The sequence below is a fragment of the Candidatus Pelagibacter sp. HIMB1505 genome, from assembly GCF_052047915.1.
GTDB lineage: Bacteria > Pseudomonadota > Alphaproteobacteria > Pelagibacterales > Pelagibacteraceae > Pelagibacter > Pelagibacter communis_A.
The window spans coordinates 399,180-418,711 of record NZ_JBNAIR010000001.1; the positions used below are offsets into that span (position 1 = coordinate 399,180).

The following is a 19,532-nucleotide window of genomic DNA, read 5'->3' on the forward strand; positions in this document are numbered from 1 at the left end:
ATGAAAAAAATATCTTTATTAACAAAAATTATATTTCATATTTCTAATATACTATTAATTATATTATATATCTATCCAGGCAGCATTATGGGTTGGCTAATTTATGGTAATGTTCAAAAACAACCCCAGATAACATCAGATTTTGTTTTTTTCTCCTCAAATCATGTTTATGCTTTTTTAATTTTATCAATATTGGGGTTTCTCTCTTATTACAAAAAAAATATTAAGATTTTATTTTCATATTTATTTTTTATCTCAATTTTTTTAGAACTTTTGCATTATTTGATACCACAAAGAAGTTTTGAATATAAAGATCTATTTGGTAACTTTTTTGGAGTCTTAATAGTTTTTTTACTTTTTAAAATTTATAAATCTTTTAGAAAAAAATTATGATGAAACTCATTCCAAAAAAGCTATTAATAATTTTTTTATTACTTTTGGTTTCTGGCTGTTCATCAATTCCTCAAAACACTTCAAATAGTTGTAAAATATTTGATGAAAGATACCTTTGGTATAAACATTCTAAAAAAGTTGAACAAAAATGGGGAACACCAATTCATATTCAATTAGCTATTATTAAGATGGAATCCGATTTTGATTGGCTTGCAAAACCTCCAAGACAGAAGTTATTTAAAGTAATTCCATTTAAAAGACCCTCAAGCTCTTTTGGTTATTCGCAAGCTGTAAAAGGGACTTGGGAGCAGTATAAGAATGAAACAGGAAATAAATTAGCAACAAGAGCAAGATTCAAGGATAGTGTAGATTTTATAGGTTGGTATACAAATAAAACAAAATCTATTTTAAAGATATCTTTGAACGATGCATTTAAACAATATGTTGCTTATCATGAAGGATGGGGAAATTATAAAAATTATAAGAAAAATAAAAAAGTTATTGGTTTAGCAAAGAAAGTCGAAAAACAATCTAAAATTTACAAAAATCAACTCTCTAAATGTCAAAATTCTTTAGATAAAAATAAATATATTATTTTTTAGATAATTGTTTATCTAGCTCAATATCAACAGCATCAATTCTTTTTGTATTTCTTGCTAAAGCTAAATACATCGAAGGAGTTACATAAAGTGTAAAAAATGTAGAAATTATCATGCCTCCAAAAATTGTAGCACCAACTGCAAGTCTCGATCCCTCACCAGCACCAGGTCCTATATTTCCTATGATTAGTGGAAACATTGCAATCATTGTACTAAGTGAAGTCATTATAATAGGTCTAAAACGAACACTACAAGCCTCTTTAACAGCTGCTTCTATATTTTTACCTGTAGTTCTAATTTGATTTGCAAAGTCAACAATCAAAATACTATTTTTAGTGGATATCCCTATTAGAATAATAAGAGCAATTTGTGAAAAAATATTTATCGAAGTGTTCAAAAATAAAATAAATACCAAACCACCAAAAATTGCTAAAGGCACTGTTAATACAATTATAAATGGGTGAATGAATGAGTTGAAGGTTGCAGCCATTACTAAGTACGCGGTTAATAAAGCAAGTCCAAAAATTATAAATAATTCATTACTTGTCTCTTTAATTTCCTCAGATTTACCTTTCCATGTAATTTGATTTTCAGGTGCAACTTCTGACATTACATTTTCAAGAAATTTAATCGCTTCTGTTAAAGTATATCCCTCAGATATATTGGCTGATATAGTAACAGCTCTTTGTCTATTATATCTTGCTAATTCTTTTGCTGATCCTTCCTCTTTAAATTCAACTAAATTAGCTAGTGAAATAAGTTTACCTGTCGTTTCAGATCTTACAAAAATTTTTGAAATCCCATCTTTATTTCGTCTATCTGATAAATATTGCTGTACAATTATTGGATATTCTTTTCCAAGACGATTAAAAGTTGTTATCCTCTTTCCCCCATATAAAGTTTCAAGCGTCCTACCAATTGATTGCGTTGATACACCTAGATCTTTAGCTTTATTCTTATTTATAACTAATTTTACCTCAGGTTTGTTTCGATTATAATCCGACTCTATTCTAGATAGATTTCTATTTGATCTAAGTTTTCTTATAACATTAGTCTGAATTTGCTCTAATTCTTCATAAGTGCTTCCATAAATTACCATCTGGACTGGTTTGTTGTAACTTGAAACTCTTATCGATTGAGGAGATATGGGAAATGCAACTGCTTGAGGTACTGTCACAATTTTTCCAATTGCTTCTCTCATTACAGTTTGAGAATCTTTACTTCTATTTTTCCAGTCATCTAAAAGTGCAATAATAATAAAACTATTAAATGAGTTAGCGTTACTTCCAAAACCAGGTACACGCATGATAAATCTTGAATAAGGACTGTCTTCTGCTTGAAGTAAAGGAATTAATCTTTTTTCAACATCTTGTGCTCTTTCTTGAGTATATTCAAAGGAACTACCTTCATCTGTAAAACCAATGACCAAATAAGCTCCTCTATCCTCCATTGGTAATAATTCTTTTTTTGTAAAGTTGAATAAGAGTACAGACACAATTACTATGAATATAATAAATGCTCCAGTAATTTTTGTTTTATTAATAACAAAATCTAAAGTCTCTTTATAGAAATTAGCAAAGCTTAAGAAAATTTTTTCAAATTTTTTAACAATCAAATTTTTTGTAGTTTTTTTAGATAAAAACCTACTTGCTAACATTGGAGATAAAGTTAGGGCTACAAAAGATGAAACTACAATTGAAAATGATAAAGCAATTGCTGTTTCTTTAAAAAGAGTGCCAGAAATACCTTCAATGAATATTAAAGGTAAAAATACTGCAACCAAAATTAAAGTAGTTGCAATAATTGCAAAAGAAATTTGTTTAGAACCTTTATAAGCAGCAACTAATGGTGTTTCTCCATTTTCTATTCTTCGATAAATGGAATCTGTCATTATCACTGAGTCATCAGTAATTATTCCAATTGCTAGTATAAAACTTAAAAGTACAAATATATTTATTGAAAGTCCAAAAATATAAAGTCCTAAAAAGGATGCTATTAAACTTACAGGTAATGCGATTGCAGGTACAATTACTGCTTTAAGATTTCCAAGAAATAGATAAATAATAACAACTACAAGAATGAATGCTGTGATAAGTGTTTTATAAACTTCCTCAATTGCAGCCTCAACATAATTTGCTCTATTAAAAGCAACTCTTAAATCTAATTCATCCGGCAAAGATTTTTTTACTTCTATTATCTTTCTTTTTATATCATCAGAAAGCTCTACAGTTGATGCCCCACTTCTTGCATAAATACCAATTCCAACTGTTTTTAGATTTAATTGATCTCTAGTTTGAGCTTTAAAGAGTGTTTTTTCTGATACAGGGCCAAACTCAATATTAGATACATCTGAAAGAGTGATAACTTTATTTGCTGATTTTTTGATAGGTAATTGCTTAATTGTTTCAATGTTATTGTAAGATTTATCAAGGTTTAAAGTTAAATCCACATTATCAGCCTCAAGAGTTCCAGCTGGCAACCTGATATTTTCATTTCTTAATGCAGACTCTACTTCTTGAATAGTCAAATCATTTGCTGCTAATTTAATGGGATCTACCCAAACTCTTATACTTAATTCCCTTAAACCTCCAACTCTTATTCTTCCAACATTTTTTACACTTGAAAATTGATCAACTAAAAATCTTTCAGCATAATCACCAAGCTCTAGGTCATTCCAAGTTTTTGATGACAGAGCTAACCACATTGTTGTGGTAAAACCTGCGGCTCTTTTTAAAATTTGTGGTGGGTCAGATTCGTCAGGTAAATTGTCAACTACTCTTGCAACTCTTTCTCTAATATCGTTTGCAGCATTATCTAAATCAATACTTGTATCAAATTCAATATTGATAGTACTTCTTCCATTTTCTGATTTAGAGTCTATATTTTTTATACCTTCAGCACCTCCAATCACATCTTCCATTACTTGAGTTACTTCTTGATCTACAATTGAGGCTGATGCTGATTTATAATCTACTTGAACTTGGACAACAGGAGGCTGAATGCCATCAGGCAATTCTCTAACTGGCAATTTCCAAAAAACAAAAAGACCAAATATAATTAGTATCAAAGACATTACCCACGAAACAGCTGGTCTCTTAATACTTAATTCAGTAATGAACATTTAATTTTTAATTGGTTTTATTTTTCCCCTAGGTCTAACTTTTTTTAAACCTTCAGCAACAATCTGATCACCTTCATTAATACCAGAAAGAATTTCAACTTTACTATCTCCTCTTAAGCCAATCTGAACCTCAGTTTTGTTGGCAATATTTTCATCTGAAACAGTGTATATGTAAGATTTTTCTCCTTCCATCATAATACTAGTATCTGGAACACTTAAAGAGTCTCTTAAATTAAACTTAACTGTAATTTCTAATAATGATCCTGACAATAATTCTAAGTTGTTATTATTAATTTTAATTCTAGCTAATAGACTTCTTGTATCAGCATTTATCCTACTTGATATAAAATCAATTTCCCCTAAAAAAATTTTATCTTTATAACTAGATACTCTTGCTTCAACAGGTAAACCTTTTTTAATGAAAGGTGCATAACTTTCAGGGACTTTTATATCTGAAAAAATTGTAGAGTTATCATCTAAAGTTATGATGAATATATTGTCTGAAATAAATATATCTTCTGTTAAACCAGTATAACCTAGTACACCATCAAAAGGTGCTACGACATTACCGCTCTTAAGATTTAAGATTAAATCTCCTTTTTTAACTTTATCTTTTAGGTTTAATTCACCCACAACATCATTTTTTCTTATTTTAAATGTTTCACTTTTACTTGAAATAGCTGTTCCAAAAGTTTCTAATTTTTCAGCAAATTCTTGTTTTACAACTTCAGTCACAATTATTCCTGGAGGAGGTCTTTTACTGAATTTTTTTTTAAAATGATTTCCTATCATCGTTCTTGCAGTAATAACGATTGCAATCACAAGGAAGAAAACAGTTATAATTGTTATTATTTTTGTTGATCGTTTCATTTATGTTTGCCCATACTCTGACCAAGAGCCATCGTATATAATTGGCAAATAATTATCATTAATTAAAGAATATGCTAGTGCTAAAACACAAGCAGTTACACCTGAACCACAAGAAAACACAACATTATTAGAAGATAAATCCTTTAAGTTTTTGTTAAAAATTTCTTTTATCTCCTTAATACTTTTAAAAGTTTTGTCAGAATTAATTAAATATGTGAAAGGGATACATGATGAGTTTTCAATGTTACCACTTCTTAGACCTGCTCTTGGCTCTTTTGCATTACCATTAAATCTTTCAATACTTCTTGCATCAATTAAATTAAATTCTTTTTTAATAATGTTTTCATCTATTTGACTTTTGTCTTTTACTAAATTTTTATACTCTTTAGATTTGTAATTGCTTCTTATAACTTTTGGTAGGGCATTACTTATTTGACGATCTTCATTAATCCATTTTTTTAATCCACCATTCAATACCTTAATTAGTTTTGGATTATGTCCGTAATAAATAAAATTATACCAGCATCTACATGAGCTAATTACATCAGAATTATCGTAAATAACTATTTCATCATCATTGTTTATTCCCATATTAGATACTATCTCTTCCCAATCATTTAAATCTACAAGCATATGAGGAAGAGCTGTCTCTTTTTTTGAATTTTCGTCTAAATCAAAAAAAATAGCATTTGGAATATGTTGATTTCTATATTCTTCAATTCCATTTCTATTTACTTGTGGCATATGCCAAGAACAGTCGATAATTTTTACTGTATCAAGAATTTTTTCAAGTTCTCTTGTCTCTATTAACGACATGTTAATTTTTTTCTAAATATTTTTGATGGTATTCTTCAGCTCTACAGTAATTATGAATTTTAGATAATTTAGTAACAACTTTACCTGAAAGTTTTTTATTTGTTAAATCCAAAACTTTTTCAGCTATCACTTTTTGATTTTCATTATCATAAAATATTTCACTTCTATATTGTGTTCCAAAGTCTGGACCTTGAGAATTAAGTGTTGTTGGGTCATGAATTGTAAAAAAAATATTTAAAATTTCCTCATAAGAAATCATTTTAGGATCGAATTCTAATTTAACAACCTCTGCATGATTGGTAGACCCTGAGCAAACCTCTTTGTAAGAAGTTATTGGATTATTTCCCCCACAATATCCAACCTCAGTTTTTTTAATGCCATTAATTTTTGAGAATTTTATTTCAGGTCCCCAAAAACATCCTAAAGCTAAAACTGCTATTTCCATTGATAATAGTTAAAATTAAACTACTAATTATTATCATGCTTAGCAAAAATCAATTAGGCTTTTTATACATGTTCTTATCCATATGTGCTTTCTCACTAATGGATATTATTGTAAAATGGTCTGTAAATTATCCAGTAGGACAAGTTTTGTTTTTTAGAGGTTTTTTTGGAATTATATTTTATCTTTTCATTATTCCAAAAGACAGGCTTCATAATTTTTATATAACTAAAAGGGCAGGACTTCACTTTTTAAGATGTATTTCAGGCTTGATTGCTTTAGTAGCAATATTTGTTGCACTTAGAAAATTACCTTTGGCGACTGTAGTGAGTATATCTTTTGCGGCACCTATTTTTACAACAATTTTATCAATATTTTTATTAAGTGAAAAAGTGGGGATTTATAGATGGCTTGCAGTTGTTGTTGGATTTATTGGAATTTTAGTTATCACTGAACCAGGTATTTCCTCAGTTAATATTTATTATATATTTCCAATTATCTTTTGTTTGGGATTGTCATACGTAGCTATAACTTTAAGACAACTCTCGAAAACTGAGCCAGTGTGGTTAATTTCTTTTTACTTTTCACTTTCTATAACAATTTTAAGTTTTTTTACGATCCCAAGTGGTTGGGTGATGCCAAGTATTTATGATTTTGTATTATTGTCTTTAGTTGGAATATTTGGTGGTGTAGCCAATTTATGGTTGAGCACTTCTTACAAATATTCTGAAGTATCATTAGTAACTCCATTAAAATATCTAAGTTTAGTTTTTGCTATTATTTTTGGATATTTAATATGGAATGAAATTCCAACTGTTAAAACATTAATTGGATCAGTATTAGTAATATCATCAACTATGATTATTTTTAGAAGAGAAATTTATAAAAAGAAAATTCTTTCTTCAAAAACTATGCATGACTAAGACACCTTTATATTGGAAAAAAGCAAAAAGATTTTTATCTGAAAAAGATAAAATAATGCAAAAACTCATAAAGAATTACTCTGTTCCAAGCGAAACTACTTTAACTACAAGAAGGGATGTTTTTTTTTCATTATGCAAAAGTATAATAGGTCAGCAAATTAGTGTCGCCGCTGCAAATGCAGTTTTTATGAGATTTAAAAAGAAATGTTCAAATAAAATAAATGTGAATAATGTTTTAAAATTAAGCACAGCTCAATTGAAATCCTGCGGATTAAGTAAACAGAAAGTTATTGGTATTAAAAGTTTAGCTAATCAAATTAAAAATAAAACATTTAAACCTAGTTTAATAGGTAAAATGTCAGATGAAGAAGCAATAATTTATCTTAGTCAATTAAGGCAAATAGGTAGGTGGTCTGCAGAAATGATTTTATTATTCACTTACAACAGATCAAATATTTGGCCCATCCAAGATATTGGATTATTAAGAGCAATATCTAAAAACTATAAAAAAGATTATTTGCCACCAATGAAATTTGTAAATCTTTTGCAAAAAAGATTTACACCTTATTGTTCAGTTGCAACCTGGTATTTATGGAGAAGTATAGACCCTGAACCTATTCAGTACTAAAACCTTCAACTATTTGCATATGCCTAGAGGTAGAATCTTTTGCTATTGCCCAACCTGCTTGATATTCTTTTGAGCTATGACACTGAATAGCTTTTTCATAGCTTGGAAATTTCCAAATTACAGTTCTACTAAATTCATCTCCATCAAAAACTTGGTATTTTCCACCCCTTACTAAAGGTTCTCCACCATAGCTTTTTATAATTGGTGTAACAGTTTCAGCGTATTTTTTTAATTTTTCTTGATTATCTATTTTTATATATAAACTTATCCAATAACCATTTTTCATTTAATCAATCCATTCACTATATTTTTGTAAATTTTTTTTAATATAATTTGGTAAACTTTCAATACTAACTTTTTCTAATCTATCACCATTGCCTATTTTTTGTTTTTTCTTATCAACATTTAAATTATAAATAGCTTTTTTTTTATTCATAATTTCTTTAATTTCTCTAAGTGATAAAGGATTAAGATCAAAATCTCGGTGATGCAGGTATGACTTCAGTTTATGCTCTAAAGCTTTTGGAGATTTGATGTTTGTAAAATGCCAACCACCATTTTCAACAATTTTCATGTTAATATATTTCTTTTTAGAAAAAAGTACATCAAGTCTTAAAAAGGAATACTTTTTATCTTTTATATTTCTTAACCACTGAGGACTTATTAAATCTTTCCTTTTGCATCCACGAGTACCAATCCATTTTAAGTTAGGTAATTTTAAATTGAATTTATAATAAAACATATCCTGCTTAAAAAAAATTATCTTTCTATTATTCTTTTTAAAGTCATAATTAGCTAAGCTTGGTATTTCGTCTACATCAGAAATCAAAATAAAATCATTACCATCAGCTTTTGATAATCCTTTTAATATAAAATTTCTTTGACTATTTTCTCTTTTTACAGCATTTAAAACATATTTTTTGTATTTTTCATCATCACTATCTTTATCATTTAAAATTTCTATTCCATTTGGTTCTTTGTCATAAATTAAATAAATAATTTTGTTTTCAAATTTTTTAAATTTTTTTATATTAAAATTTAAAGATCTTTTTTCTCCTTTATGATTGAAAGTACTTTCTACAATTACAAAATAGTCAACATATTCATTTAATAAATTTAAACGCAAATCTAAGATTATCTCTTCATCAAAATACATAAAACAATCAAAAATTTTCATATTATCTTTTTAATCTTTTTTTAATTTTTTTATATGATAAAAAATTTTATGGCCGATAAATTAGTAATAACTTTTAACGAATATAATAAGATAGTTGAAAAGTTAGCAATTCAAATTTTTGAAAATTATAAACCAACTGTTCTTGTGGGCATTATGAGAGGAGCTGCTCCAATTTTGGATATTTTATCCAGGATTTTAAAGCTGCCTATAGCTTATATTGTTATTCAAAGTTATTCAGGTGAAGGTATGGAAGATAAACAGGGTAAACTCATGTTTGCAAGAGAAATAAGTTCTTTAGCTAACGATAAGGACTTTAATAAAGTGTTATTAATTGATGATTTATCTGACACAGGTCTTACTTTAAATAAAAGTATTGAATGGCTTAAAAATTACGGACCAACTAAAAATTTCATTAATGAGGTCAAAACTGCTTGTTTATGGAAAAAAAAATCATCAACTTTTGAACCTGATTTTTGTCCAGTTAGATTAGACTCTGACCCTTGGATTGTTCAACCAACTGAACATTACGAAGAACTAAGTATTGATGAGATTATTAAAAGAAATAAATAGGGCCAGTAAAAACCAGCCCTATTAAGTATTTTTTAAGCAACCACAAAACTAATTACACTTAGAATTGCAATCACCCATATTGCTGGCGAAGTTGAAGAAAACTTACCAGTAAATATTTTTATCAATGCATACGAAACAAAAGCCAAAGCAATACCATTGCTGATACTATAAGTTAAAGGCATAGCTATCATTGCAAGAATTGCAGGAGCAGACTCTGATATATCATCCCATTCAATATCTGTAATATTTCTAATAAATAAAACTGAAACGAATAGCAAAGCACCACCATCAATTTGTTTTGGTAAACTAGTTGCTAACGGTGCAAAAAATATACAAGCTAAGAATAACAATCCAATTACAAGAGAAGTCATTCCTGTTTTACCACCAGCTTTGACACCAGCACCAGACTCAACATAACTTGTAACTGTAGTTGTTCCCATCATTGCACCAGCAACAGTTCCAACACTGTCTGATAACATTGCCTTATTGATATCTTGAACTTTTCCATTTTTATCAACTTTACCAGCAACATTGGCAACTGAAGTTAGAGTTCCCGCTGTATCAAAAAAGTCGATAAATAATAAAGTAAATATCACAGTGGACATTCCAGCTGTCATTGCAGCAGAAAGATCAAATTCAAATAAATAAGTCATAGGTGGAGGAGAACTTACGATACCATTGAATTTCGCAAGACCAGCAGCCCAAGCAATAATACTGAATACCAAAATACCAATAATGATATTTCCTTTTACATTCATTTTTTCTAATACAATTATTGAAATAAAAGTTGCACATCCTAAAAGAACCAAAGGATCTCCAAGATCACCTAATTGAACTAGTGTTACAGGATTATCCACAACAACTTCCATTATTTGAAGACCAATAATTGCTAAAAATAATCCTATTCCAGCACCAATCCCAAGTTTTAAACTTTTTGGAATTGAATTGATTAACCAAGCTCTAATTGGAGTAAGGGATATAATTAAGAATAGTACACCTGCAACAAGAACAGCACCCAGTGCCTCTTGTGGTGTGTAGCCCATTCCAGCACAAACACCAAAAGCTACAAAAGCATTAATACCCATGCCTGGTGCAAGCCCTATAGGCCATGTTTTTCCATAAAAAGCCATTATAAAACATGCTAAGGCAGTTGCTAGAATAGTTGCTGTATAAACGGCTCCAAAATCAAAAAAGCCTTTCTCTGGTCCAGCAAACTCACCAGATAAAATAAATGGATTCAAAAACATAATGTAAGCCATTGTCAAAAAGGTAGTTGCGCCAGCGATTACTTCTGTTTGAAAATTTGTTTTGTGTTTTTTATAATTAAAATAGTTATCGAGCATTATTCCTCCTAGTTGTCTGATAAATATTAGATTCTTACAAAAGACACCCTTTATAATTGAAGTTTATTCACATAATTCAACTTATAAGTTTATATTTATGCCATATTTTAATGCTTAATATGCAAAATGAAAAAAAATCTCTTAATAGGTATTTTAATTACATCATTTTTTTTAATCTCAGGTTGTCAGACAATTAAGAATAAAACTGATGCAATTGTTGAAAAAGAAAATGAAAAGTTAAGCAAATATATAGGTAAATCGTCAAATGAATTACGAATGGACCTAGGAAAACCTGATGAAGATTATAAAAATGAAAAAGGAAACTTAGAATTAGTTTACATAACTAAAAAATATGGAATTCCCTGCGAAAGAAGATTTGAACTTAATTCAAATCAAGTTGTAATTGGTTTTGTCTCTAATGGATGTTTTTAAGTCACTTGCGGAGAATTAATCTCCGCAAGTAAGGTTTTACACTTATCTAATTTCAATAAGTTTTTTCTTTTTATGCTCTGGAATAATTCTTTCACAAGAAATTGTTAAGAGACCATCTTTGAGCTTAGCTTCTCCCACTTTTACGTCATCAGCAATAGTGAATGATCTAGCAAATTGTCTTTGAGAAATTCCTTTATGAATTATTTCTCCATCAGAGTTTTTATCATCTGATTTATTAACTTGTTTTGTTCTTACAGTTAATAAATTATCTTCAAACTCAACTTCAACATCATCTTTTGAAAAACCAGCTAATGCTACTTCTATAGCATAGTTATCTTTACCAGTTTTTCTGATATTGTATGGTGGGTAGTTTGATTGCATTGTTAGATGCCCATTACCCAACATATTTTCAAATTGATCAAACATATCGTCAAAACCAATTGAAAAAGGTCTTAGTGAGTTAAATATAGATAGATCCTTACTTGTCATAATATCCTCCTTTGTTTAAGCAAGTTTATTTTTGTAAGCCCCATTAGGCGACTTACGATTTTTATTTAATAACAGGTTTTAAAATTTCAAGAGTTGAAAACTAAATTTTTTTTGAAATTTTTAATGCAAAAGCATAATCTAAAGCAATTTCTTCAATAGCTCCATCACGTCCTGATTTTCCACCATGACCTGCATTCATTTCAGTTTTTAATAAAAGTAAATTGTTATCTGTTTTATAGTCTCTTAATTTTGCTGTAAATTTTGCAGGCTCATCAAAAAGAACTCTATTATCACTTAAGCTTGTAGTAATCAAAATATTTGGATAATCCATTTTTTTTATGTTGTGATATGGGGCGTAAGAATAAATATAATCAAAGTGATCTTTGTTATCTTTAGCATTTCCAAATTCATCAAATTCACCTACAGTTAATGGCAAAGAATGATCAAGATTTGTTGTTAGCGAATCTACAAAAGGTACTGCCATTATGATTCCAAGAAAAAGCTCTGGCGCTTGATTAACGACTGCACCCATAAGCAAACCACCAGCAGATCCACCCATTCCAATAATTTTGCCTTTAGATGAATATTTGTTTTCAATTAAATACTTTGCAGCATGTATGTAGTCTTCAAAGGTATTTTTTTTATTAGTTAGCTTTCCTTCTTTCCACCATTTCATTCCCTTTTCCATACCACCTCTAATATGTGCTGTAGCCCAAATTATATCTCTGTCCACTAAACTCAATCTTGTCGATGAAAAACTAGGGCTCATTGAGTGTCCGTATGAGCCATAGCCATAAAGTAGTAAATTAGCTGAACCATTAATTTTTGTCTTTTTATGTCTAGTTATTGTAAGAGGCACCAATCTTCCATCGTGAGATTCATATTCAACTCTCTCAACTATGTAATCATCAGGATTATGCCCTGAAGGAATTTCTTGTTCTTTAATTAATTTTTTTGATTTGGATGCTAAATTAAATAGATAAACTCTAGAGGGAGTTTTTGGAGTAGAATAACCTAAATATATCTCATCAGTATTCCTGTCTTTTTGTTTTAAGGAAACATTTGGGACACAAACTTTTTCCTCAGAAATTACCAGCTCTTCTTCTGTTCCATCTTTTTTATTAATTACAAATAGTTTATCAAGCGCATCAGAGGTTTCTGATCTTATAATCCAATTGTTTAAAAAAGTTAGTCCACCAATCAATGTTTCTTTTTTAGCTGGTATAAAATCTTTCCAATCTTGATTTTCAAGGCTATCAGAAGTTTGAATTTTGAAATCTTCAGCATCTTTGTTAGTGTGATTATAAAATTTACCATCCCAAGAATTTACAGAATATAATATTCCTCTTTCTCTTTTTTGAATTAATTTTGGAATAGGTTTTTCTTCATTAACACTAAAATAATATTGCTCGGAGGTATTATGATCTGAAGTTGATATAAAGTAATATTTTTCATCTGAACTTATGCCAATACTTACCGTAAATGCCTCACTTTTTTCCTCAAAAATTAATTCATCTTTTTTATCAAAACTTCCAATTTCATGTCTAAATATTTTTCTTGCTCTATGATTTTCATCTAAGCTTGAATAGTAAATAAATTTATCATCTAAACTAAAAGTAATACTTCCAGATGTTTCTTTAATTTCTTTTGATATAATTTTTTGTGTTTTAATTTCTCTTATAAAAATTGTGTAATATTCAGACCCTTTAGTATCAAGTGAATATGCTAAATATTCATCATTATTGCTAACTTCTAAATCTCCAACTCCAAAATACTCTGTTTTTATTTTTTCTTTTTCTTTGTCACCATTCCAAATTTCTTCAACTTTATCTGTTCCAATTTTCTTTCTTAATTTTATTGAATAATTTCCTTTAGTAGTTGTTTTAGTCCAATATTCATATGAATGATCTTTATAAGGTAAAGATTCATCATCTAGTTTTATTCTACCTTTAATTTCATCAAAAAGTTTTTTTTGTATACCCTTTGTGTCTTTTAGTTGTTCTTCGGTGTAGCTATTCTCTTCTTCAAGATATTTTCTAACTTCTGGGTTTAATTTTTCTTTATCTTTTAAAACTTCTAAAATATCTTTTTGATGTATCCAGCTATAATTGTCCTCCCAGGCGACATCATGACAAGATTTAAGCTCAGGTTTTTTTGCTAATTGTGGTAATTTCATAAATGAAGGAATTATATGAATATAATTATTTATACATTAGTCATTTTAACTATCTTTTATTTATTAATTAAAAAATTCACCACTATTTCCTCAAAAAAAATCTCTAAAGGTGCAAGAATCCTTCTTATTATTGGACTATTTTTGCTTGCTATACTATTTGCGGTTGGAGGAAGATATTTACTGACACTTCCTCTTACATTAGCGAGCTTAGCATTGCTAAAGCTAAAAGGTTTATCAATTTTTCAATTAATTTCTTTATTTAGATTAATACAAACTTTGAGAAATTCAGGTCGATTTTCTTTCAATAATATGCAAACCAATAATAGAAGCAGTTTATCAATTGATGAAGCCTATAAAATTCTTAACTTAGATAGAACAAAAAAAATTTCTAAAGAAGAGGTTAAGAAAGCTCATACAAAAATTCAAAAAAAAATACATCCAGATATATCACCTGAAACTGCTAGACTTTCTACAATAGTCAATGAAGCTAAAGAACTTGTGTTAAGGGATATTACTTAGTTTAAAATTTCTATAAATTTTTCAAATATTTTATCAGGATTAATTCTATCTTTGCCCATTGTGTTATGAGTAACATTTATTTCACCATCTGGAATTATAGGATGCATTTTTGAACTATAAGATCCGTATATTAAAGGAGTGTCAGCCATAAGTGTAATCGTATTTACTCCCAGAGCTGCAGAAAGATGGCTAAAACTCGTATCGTTACATATTGCAACATTACAGTTTTGAATAACTGGTAATGTTTCTTTTATACTTAAATTATCTAATGAAATGCAAAATTTTCCAAATTCTGAGTTTATTATATCTTTTAAAATTTTTTGCTCTTCATCATTTTTTCCTGTAGCTAAAAAAAATTTACAATTTTTTTCTTTAATTATTTTTTCCATCAATTTTATAAATGTTTTTGATGGAATTCTTTTTGTTGGTCCAGATCCCCCAATACCCAAAAGAATATTCAAAGAATTTTTATCTATATTGAATTTTATTTTTGCATCTTCTGTATTTATTCTATTTATTTCAATTGTTGGGTTACCAAAATTTTCAATGTTAATTGAATTTTTCAAAAATAGTTGTGCCGTGTCTGTAATATGTTGTTTATTCTTATTAAAAAGTGGATATTGAAATATCTTTTTAATTCCCGCTAACCTTGCTATTAAACTAAATCTTAAAGAAGAGTTAAATATAAAAATCTTTTCAAAATTTTCATTTTTTAAATATTTGATTAAATTTAACGCACCTAAAAATCCATCATGTTTTCCATTTGCTAGATCGTTTCTATCTAAAATATGAATATTATTAATATATTTGGTATCAGTCAAAAATTGTTCTGCTTTAGAGTTTTCACGAACCAATATGTCTATTGGTGTAGAGTATTTTTCACTGATAGCTTTTATAAAAGGCAAAAAAATAACTGTATCTCCTATACCTTTTCTATTTTGGACAGCTAATATTTTCATAATTGTTTATAAACTTTACTAAATAATTTTTTTATATAAATTTCTATTTATGAGTAAAATCAATGGCATATATGCTGCATCAATGTCTATATTTAATGATGATTTGAGTTTAAATGTGGCGAAAACAATTAAACATAGTGAACAGCTAATTGACGAGGGCTGTCATGGTGTAGCTGTTTTTGGTAGTACAGGTCAGGCTCAATTAATTTCTATATCTGAGAAAATTGAATTATTGAACAAATTATCTTCAAGTAAATATAAAGAGAAATTTATAGTAGGGACTGGGCTCAATTCACTTACAGAAACGATTAATTTAATGAAAGTTTCAATCTCATTATCTTTTAAAAGATTTTTAATAATGCCACCAGCATATTACAAATATGGACATACAGATGTAATTAATTTCTATAGCAAAATTATTGAAGCAGTATCAGATTGTGAAATAGTTTTATATAATTTTGAAAAACTTTGTGGATATAAATTTGATATACCTACAATAAAGGAATTAGTTAAAAAATTTCCAAAACAGATTATTGGAATTAAAGACAGCACTTATAATATTTTTGAAGAACTAAAATTAGAAAATTTTTCTATTTTACCAGGTTCAGAAACTAAATTAATCAAAGGTTTAAAAGTTGGTTGTTCAGGAATTATAACTGCTACTTGCAATGTAACTGCTAGATTATCCAGAAAAGTTTATGATGATTTTATTAGAGATAAAAGTGAAACAGATAATAAAAAATTATGTGATGTTAGAGAAGCATTTGAAAACTATAATTTGATTTCGGGCATACATGCATATTACTCTACTAGAGATATGATTTATAAAAATGTTTTGCCTCCATTAAATTTACTTGGCAAAAACGATTATCAAGATTTAGAAAGGAATTTAATATCTTTAAATTTTAAAAATTAATTTTTTAATGATAGTTAAAAATGCAGTTAGCTAGATTTCTTAATAAGGTTTTTAAAAAAAGTGGTTTTATTTTAATAGATGCAAATAATAACAACTATATTATTGGTGAACCAAAAGATAATCCAATCAAAGTAAAAATATTAAATCCAAAACTTCATTATAAATTATTGTTTCATCCAGATTTATATTTTGGTGAAGCATATACAGATGGTGAAATCATATTAGAAAATGGAAGTTTAACAGAATTTTTAGATCTTGCACTTATGAATATAGGGAGACGAGAATTTAATTTTTTTAGCTATTTATTAAATAAAGCTAGAGGTTCATACAGATATTTAACAAATTTCAATTTTATAAAAAAATCAAAAATGAATGTTTCTCATCATTATGATATTTCAGATGATTTATATGACTTATTTTTAGACCCTAAAAGACAATATTCATGTGCATATTTTAAAAATGAAACTGATACACTTGAACAGGCTCAAAATAATAAAATTCAACATATTATAAAAAAATTAAATTTAAAACCTAATCAAAAAGTTCTAGACATTGGTTGTGGCTGGGGATCACTAGCAATTGATATTGCAAAAGCAGCTCAATGTGAAGTTACAGGAATAACTCTATCAGAAAATCAACATAAGTATGCAAATGAAAAAGTAAAAAAATTAAATTTAGAAAATCAGGTAAAATTTAAACTTATTGATTATAGAGAATTAAATGAAAAATTTGATAGAATTGTAAGTGTTGGAATGTTTGAACATGTTGGTAGAAAATTTTATAACAAATTTTTTAACCAGGTTGAAAACTTATTGGTAGATGACGGGGTTGCAATGATCCATACTATCGGATCAGTTGATCCACCAAGAGACCCACATCCATGGATTACTAAGTATATATTTCCTGGCGGTTACACTCCAAGTTTGAGTGAAGCGGTAATTTCGATTGAAAAAGCAGGATTAATTGTAACAGATATTGAAGTTTTAAAATTACATTATTCCCACACACTTAGACACTGGAAAGAGAATTGTCTGAGCAATAAAGAAAAAATTATCAAAATGTTTGATGAGAAATTTTTTAGAATGTGGGAATTTTATCTTGCTGGATGTGAAATGGCATTCAAATGGGGAGATCAAGTAGTATATCAATTCCAGCTTGCAAAAAATTATACATCAACTCCAGTTACAAGAGACTATATTTATCAATAAATAATTGATAAATATTTAATCTCATTCAAATGAAAAAAAGAAAAAAAAAATTATCAAAAAACAAATCTAAACAAAGAAAGGAAAGAAAAACAAATTTTCCCAAAAAGATTAAAAAATCAAATATCAAGGTTATTAAAACTAAAATTAAAAATAAATTTAAAAAAAAAATAAGTCCAAAAGCAAAAAAAATTAAAGTTTTAAAAAAAACAAAGAAAAGAAAAATATTAAAGGTTCAAAAAAGAACTAAAGAAGATTTAATTACTAAGATTATAAAATTTCAACTATCATTCAAGCCAAACTTCAAATTTAATCTAAATTTTAATTTAGAGAAATACGTTCAATCTTTTTTTGATAAAATTTCAGAAACAATTGAAAGATATAAAATTGTAAAACAAGATCAAAAAAGAAAATTAAAATTAGAACAAATTGAAAAAGAGCGTTTAGAAAAAATAAAATTACAAAAAGAAAAAGAAGAAGAAGAAAAATTAAAAATAAAGGTCAAGGAACAAGTTCTCAAAGATGAAATAAGATTAGAAAAACAAAGAAATAAAGATATTAAGCTTTTTTTAAGAAAAGAGCAGGCGTTAATAAGAATCGAACAAGCCGAGAAACAAAAACAGTTTTTACAACAATTAAAATTAGAAAAACAAATTGAAAAATTCAGAATTAGAGAAGTAAAAGAATTAGAAAAATTAGAAAAAATATCCCTAAAAGAAAAAAGAGAAGATTATGCTGGATTACAAGAAAGAATTGAAAAATTAAAAGAGAAATATCGAGTTATAAGAGATCAAAAAATTAGAGAGAGAGTAGAGGCGTTAGGTGTAAAGATCCAAGGAAATGAAGATAGAGAAACATTATTACAGAAAGAAAAAGAATATACTATTGCAAGACAAAAAATTGAATTTGCCCTTGAAAGTTTTTATAGAAGTGCAAGTAGTTTAGTATTTCAATTAAATAAAAGACATATCACTCGCCATATGTCCATTTTAAGATGTATTGATAGGAGATTTGAAACTGGTGAAATTTTTGTAAAATGGGACGAGGCAGTTGATGAAGAATGGTTATTACTAATTTACATAAAAAATAATTCTCCAGATGAAGGAATAGTTATTGAGGACAAAACAAATCCAGAAAAAAATATTTCACACGAGTTTAAAAATAACGAGATTTTTAAAGCTTCAGATACAATGGTTGATGCACTCACTCAATTAATTGCTAAAAAGAGAGAAAAAAATACTAACTAGTTTTTTAGATTAATTGTAAGATTAATCATGTTTTTTGGCACTATTTTTTTAATAATAATGTATTTAATTTTTAAATATGTCTTGGCATGGATATCCTATGTAAATAGTCTTGATGCTAGACTTGGAGATAGTACTTGGAGATGGACTTACGATTACCAAGTAGTTGGAGAAAGGGATTATTCCGATCTTGATGATAAAGATTTTGTAAGACTTAGAAGAAAAAAAAATAAATTAGTTACATTAATGTACTCAATTTTTTTGATTATGTTTGTATCTTTTATGTCTTGGTTTAGTAAATTTTTGATTTTAATTCTTTAGTTAGTTTTTATTTGTTTTTTGTTTTTCAGATACAAAAAAAAAGCAATTATTTCATATCCGATAGAAAAAATTTGAAAAATAATTGGCAGACTAAAAATTGAATATAAAAATTTATATTTTGGAATATTCTTCCAAACTAATAAAAATGCTTTTGCTCCACTAAAAATTTGACCATTTTTTTCAACATGCAATCTTCTTAGTAATTCTTTTGCATCTTTTTTTGTTTCAATCTTAGCTTGATCATTATTAGTGATATCAACCCAATTAATCTCATTAATCTTTTCTTTTTTATAAAGATCAATTTCTGCTTTACATATTTTACAAGAGTTATTGAAATAAACTTTCATAATCTGAGACAATATTAAATATAAATAGATATGTATATGAGT

At 27.7% G+C, this 19,532-nt stretch carries 22 protein-coding genes; 11 read left to right on the forward strand and 11 right to left on the reverse strand.

Translation table 11 applies throughout. The features are described from left to right. The gene (locus ACTTAU_RS02090) at positions 1-393 is read left to right on the forward strand and encodes a VanZ family protein (RefSeq protein ID WP_438306001.1); all 393 of its coding nucleotides are present in this window, start codon (positions 1-3) and stop codon (positions 391-393) included. Beyond that, positions 393-995, forward strand: coding sequence for a transglycosylase SLT domain-containing protein (locus ACTTAU_RS02095; RefSeq protein WP_438305999.1), 603 nt, complete (start codon positions 393-395; stop codon positions 993-995). The genes ACTTAU_RS02090 and ACTTAU_RS02095 overlap by 1 nt, the downstream gene beginning before the upstream one ends. Here the strand turns inward: ACTTAU_RS02095 and ACTTAU_RS02100 are convergent. From ACTTAU_RS02100 to msrA, 4 genes are read right to left on the reverse strand one after another with little or no spacing between them, the layout of a single operon-like run. Beyond that, positions 985-4,113 carry an efflux RND transporter permease subunit gene (locus ACTTAU_RS02100; RefSeq protein ID WP_438305997.1) on the reverse strand — a complete coding sequence of 1,043 codons (3,129 nt, stop codon included), beginning with the start codon at positions 4,111-4,113 and terminating at the stop codon, positions 985-987. The two genes, ACTTAU_RS02095 and ACTTAU_RS02100, sit on opposite strands and share 11 nt — an antisense overlap. Then, positions 4,114-4,983: an efflux RND transporter periplasmic adaptor subunit gene (locus ACTTAU_RS02105; protein ID WP_438305995.1), complete on the reverse strand. Its 870-nt coding sequence runs from the start codon at positions 4,981-4,983 to the stop codon at positions 4,114-4,116. It lies immediately after the preceding gene. Continuing rightward, a complete protein-coding gene (locus ACTTAU_RS02110; RefSeq protein WP_440632912.1) occupies positions 4,984-5,799 on the reverse strand; it encodes a sulfurtransferase in 816 nt (271 codons plus the stop codon). A 1-nt stretch (position 5,800) separates the two neighbouring features. After that, positions 5,801-6,244, reverse strand: a complete 444-nt coding sequence (gene msrA / locus ACTTAU_RS02115) for a peptide-methionine (S)-S-oxide reductase MsrA (protein ID WP_438305992.1) — start codon at positions 6,242-6,244, stop codon at positions 5,801-5,803. A 35-nt stretch (positions 6,245-6,279) separates the two neighbouring features. On the opposite strand from msrA, the gene ACTTAU_RS02120 reads away from it, so the two are divergent. Further along, the gene (locus tag ACTTAU_RS02120) at positions 6,280-7,164 is read left to right on the forward strand and encodes a DMT family transporter (RefSeq protein ID WP_438305990.1); all 885 of its coding nucleotides are present in this window, start codon (positions 6,280-6,282) and stop codon (positions 7,162-7,164) included. Further along, the gene (locus ACTTAU_RS02125) at positions 7,157-7,792 is read left to right on the forward strand and encodes a DNA-3-methyladenine glycosylase family protein (RefSeq protein WP_438305988.1); all 636 of its coding nucleotides are present in this window, start codon (positions 7,157-7,159) and stop codon (positions 7,790-7,792) included. Before ACTTAU_RS02120 ends, ACTTAU_RS02125 begins: the two co-directional genes overlap by 8 nt. Here the strand turns inward: ACTTAU_RS02125 and ACTTAU_RS02130 are convergent. After that, the gene (locus ACTTAU_RS02130) at positions 7,779-8,078 is read right to left on the reverse strand and encodes a DUF1330 domain-containing protein (RefSeq protein WP_438305986.1); all 300 of its coding nucleotides are present in this window, start codon (positions 8,076-8,078) and stop codon (positions 7,779-7,781) included. The two genes, ACTTAU_RS02125 and ACTTAU_RS02130, sit on opposite strands and share 14 nt — an antisense overlap. Further along, positions 8,079-8,969 carry a hypothetical protein gene (locus ACTTAU_RS02135; protein ID WP_438305985.1) on the reverse strand — a complete coding sequence of 297 codons (891 nt, stop codon included), beginning with the start codon at positions 8,967-8,969 and terminating at the stop codon, positions 8,079-8,081. Between the two features lie 33 nt (positions 8,970-9,002). On the opposite strand from ACTTAU_RS02135, the gene ACTTAU_RS02140 reads away from it, so the two are divergent. Next, complete coding sequence (locus tag ACTTAU_RS02140; RefSeq protein WP_440632913.1) at positions 9,003-9,539, forward strand: phosphoribosyltransferase; 537 nt, start codon at positions 9,003-9,005, stop codon at positions 9,537-9,539. A 32-nt stretch (positions 9,540-9,571) separates the two neighbouring features. Here the strand turns inward: ACTTAU_RS02140 and ACTTAU_RS02145 are convergent, their stop codons facing one another. Next, entirely contained in the window at positions 9,572-10,882 is a 1,311-nt protein-coding gene (locus ACTTAU_RS02145) for an NCS2 family permease (protein WP_438305981.1), read from the reverse strand. A gap of 126 nt (positions 10,883-11,008) precedes the next feature. On the opposite strand from ACTTAU_RS02145, the gene ACTTAU_RS02150 reads away from it, so the two are divergent. Further along, positions 11,009-11,314, forward strand: a complete 306-nt coding sequence (locus tag ACTTAU_RS02150) for a hypothetical protein (protein ID WP_438305978.1) — start codon at positions 11,009-11,011, stop codon at positions 11,312-11,314. A 42-nt stretch (positions 11,315-11,356) separates the two neighbouring features. Here ACTTAU_RS02150 and ACTTAU_RS02155 read toward each other — a convergent pair whose 3' ends face one another. After that, complete coding sequence (locus tag ACTTAU_RS02155) at positions 11,357-11,803, reverse strand: Hsp20 family protein (protein WP_085115087.1); 447 nt, start codon at positions 11,801-11,803, stop codon at positions 11,357-11,359. Positions 11,804-11,903: 100 nt separating this feature from the next. Next, the gene (locus tag ACTTAU_RS02160) at positions 11,904-13,979 is read right to left on the reverse strand and encodes a S9 family peptidase (protein ID WP_438305976.1); all 2,076 of its coding nucleotides are present in this window, start codon (positions 13,977-13,979) and stop codon (positions 11,904-11,906) included. Positions 13,980-13,994: 15 nt separating this feature from the next. Between ACTTAU_RS02160 and ACTTAU_RS02165 the strand changes: the two genes are divergently transcribed. Continuing rightward, positions 13,995-14,498 (forward strand): DnaJ domain-containing protein, encoded by a 504-nt coding sequence (locus tag ACTTAU_RS02165; RefSeq protein WP_438305974.1) that lies wholly within the window; start codon positions 13,995-13,997, stop codon positions 14,496-14,498. Here ACTTAU_RS02165 and ACTTAU_RS02170 read toward each other — a convergent pair. After that, positions 14,495-15,457 (reverse strand): glycosyltransferase family 9 protein, encoded by a 963-nt coding sequence (locus ACTTAU_RS02170; RefSeq protein WP_438305972.1) that lies wholly within the window; start codon positions 15,455-15,457, stop codon positions 14,495-14,497. The genes ACTTAU_RS02165 and ACTTAU_RS02170 overlap by 4 nt on opposite strands. Before the next feature lie 49 nt (positions 15,458-15,506). Between ACTTAU_RS02170 and ACTTAU_RS02175 the strand changes: the two genes are divergently transcribed. Genes ACTTAU_RS02175 through ACTTAU_RS02190 form a run of 4 tightly spaced genes read left to right on the forward strand, consistent with a single transcriptional unit; the run spans position 15,507 to position 19,143 of the window. Next, a complete protein-coding gene (locus ACTTAU_RS02175; protein ID WP_438305970.1) occupies positions 15,507-16,373 on the forward strand; it encodes a dihydrodipicolinate synthase family protein in 867 nt (288 codons plus the stop codon). A 20-nt stretch (positions 16,374-16,393) separates the two neighbouring features. Next, positions 16,394-17,581 (forward strand): class I SAM-dependent methyltransferase, encoded by a 1,188-nt coding sequence (locus ACTTAU_RS02180; RefSeq protein WP_438305969.1) that lies wholly within the window; start codon positions 16,394-16,396, stop codon positions 17,579-17,581. A gap of 29 nt (positions 17,582-17,610) precedes the next feature. Beyond that, positions 17,611-18,825 carry a hypothetical protein gene (locus ACTTAU_RS02185; RefSeq protein ID WP_438305968.1) on the forward strand — a complete coding sequence of 405 codons (1,215 nt, stop codon included), beginning with the start codon at positions 17,611-17,613 and terminating at the stop codon, positions 18,823-18,825. Between the two features lie 57 nt (positions 18,826-18,882). Continuing rightward, positions 18,883-19,143: a hypothetical protein gene (locus ACTTAU_RS02190; protein ID WP_438305966.1), complete on the forward strand. Its 261-nt coding sequence runs from the start codon at positions 18,883-18,885 to the stop codon at positions 19,141-19,143. On the opposite strand, the gene ACTTAU_RS02195 is transcribed toward ACTTAU_RS02190, so the two are convergent. Further along, a complete protein-coding gene (locus tag ACTTAU_RS02195) occupies positions 19,140-19,490 on the reverse strand; it encodes a DCC1-like thiol-disulfide oxidoreductase family protein (RefSeq protein ID WP_438305964.1) in 351 nt (116 codons plus the stop codon). The genes ACTTAU_RS02190 and ACTTAU_RS02195 overlap by 4 nt on opposite strands. Between the last annotated feature and the right edge of the window lie 42 nt (positions 19,491-19,532).

What these genes read in the sequence shown, in the direction of transcription:
- ACTTAU_RS02125 (WP_438305988.1), top strand. Translation starts at nt 7,157, where the DNA reads ATGACTAAGACACCTTTATATTGGAAAAAAGCAAAAAGATTTTTATCT.
- ACTTAU_RS02135 (WP_438305985.1), bottom strand. Translation starts at nt 8,969, where the DNA reads ATGAAAATTTTTGATTGTTTTATGTATTTTGATGAAGAGATAATCTTA.
- ACTTAU_RS02185 (WP_438305968.1), top strand. Translation starts at nt 17,611, where the DNA reads ATGAAAAAAAGAAAAAAAAAATTATCAAAAAACAAATCTAAACAAAGA.
- ACTTAU_RS02190 (WP_438305966.1), top strand. Translation starts at nt 18,883, where the DNA reads ATGTATTTAATTTTTAAATATGTCTTGGCATGGATATCCTATGTAAAT.
- ACTTAU_RS02105 (WP_438305995.1), bottom strand. Translation starts at nt 4,983, where the DNA reads ATGAAACGATCAACAAAAATAATAACAATTATAACTGTTTTCTTCCTT.
- ACTTAU_RS02150 (WP_438305978.1), top strand. Translation starts at nt 11,009, where the DNA reads ATGAAAAAAAATCTCTTAATAGGTATTTTAATTACATCATTTTTTTTA.
- ACTTAU_RS02160 (WP_438305976.1), bottom strand. Translation starts at nt 13,979, where the DNA reads ATGAAATTACCACAATTAGCAAAAAAACCTGAGCTTAAATCTTGTCAT.
- ACTTAU_RS02130 (WP_438305986.1), bottom strand. Translation starts at nt 8,078, where the DNA reads ATGAAAAATGGTTATTGGATAAGTTTATATATAAAAATAGATAATCAA.
- ACTTAU_RS02140 (WP_440632913.1), top strand. Translation starts at nt 9,003, where the DNA reads ATGATAAAAAATTTTATGGCCGATAAATTAGTAATAACTTTTAACGAA.
- ACTTAU_RS02090 (WP_438306001.1), top strand. Translation starts at nt 1, where the DNA reads ATGAAAAAAATATCTTTATTAACAAAAATTATATTTCATATTTCTAAT.
- ACTTAU_RS02170 (WP_438305972.1), bottom strand. Translation starts at nt 15,457, where the DNA reads ATGAAAATATTAGCTGTCCAAAATAGAAAAGGTATAGGAGATACAGTT.
- ACTTAU_RS02110 (WP_440632912.1), bottom strand. Translation starts at nt 5,799, where the DNA reads ATGTCGTTAATAGAGACAAGAGAACTTGAAAAAATTCTTGATACAGTA.
- ACTTAU_RS02120 (WP_438305990.1), top strand. Translation starts at nt 6,280, where the DNA reads ATGCTTAGCAAAAATCAATTAGGCTTTTTATACATGTTCTTATCCATA.
- ACTTAU_RS02145 (WP_438305981.1), bottom strand. Translation starts at nt 10,882, where the DNA reads ATGCTCGATAACTATTTTAATTATAAAAAACACAAAACAAATTTTCAA.
- ACTTAU_RS02175 (WP_438305970.1), top strand. Translation starts at nt 15,507, where the DNA reads ATGAGTAAAATCAATGGCATATATGCTGCATCAATGTCTATATTTAAT.
- ACTTAU_RS02165 (WP_438305974.1), top strand. Translation starts at nt 13,995, where the DNA reads ATGAATATAATTATTTATACATTAGTCATTTTAACTATCTTTTATTTA.
- ACTTAU_RS02100 (WP_438305997.1), bottom strand. Translation starts at nt 4,113, where the DNA reads ATGTTCATTACTGAATTAAGTATTAAGAGACCAGCTGTTTCGTGGGTA.
- ACTTAU_RS02195 (WP_438305964.1), bottom strand. Translation starts at nt 19,490, where the DNA reads ATGAAAGTTTATTTCAATAACTCTTGTAAAATATGTAAAGCAGAAATT.
- ACTTAU_RS02180 (WP_438305969.1), top strand. Translation starts at nt 16,394, where the DNA reads ATGCAGTTAGCTAGATTTCTTAATAAGGTTTTTAAAAAAAGTGGTTTT.
- ACTTAU_RS02155 (WP_085115087.1), bottom strand. Translation starts at nt 11,803, where the DNA reads ATGACAAGTAAGGATCTATCTATATTTAACTCACTAAGACCTTTTTCA.
- ACTTAU_RS02095 (WP_438305999.1), top strand. Translation starts at nt 393, where the DNA reads ATGAAACTCATTCCAAAAAAGCTATTAATAATTTTTTTATTACTTTTG.
- msrA (WP_438305992.1), bottom strand. Translation starts at nt 6,244, where the DNA reads ATGGAAATAGCAGTTTTAGCTTTAGGATGTTTTTGGGGACCTGAAATA.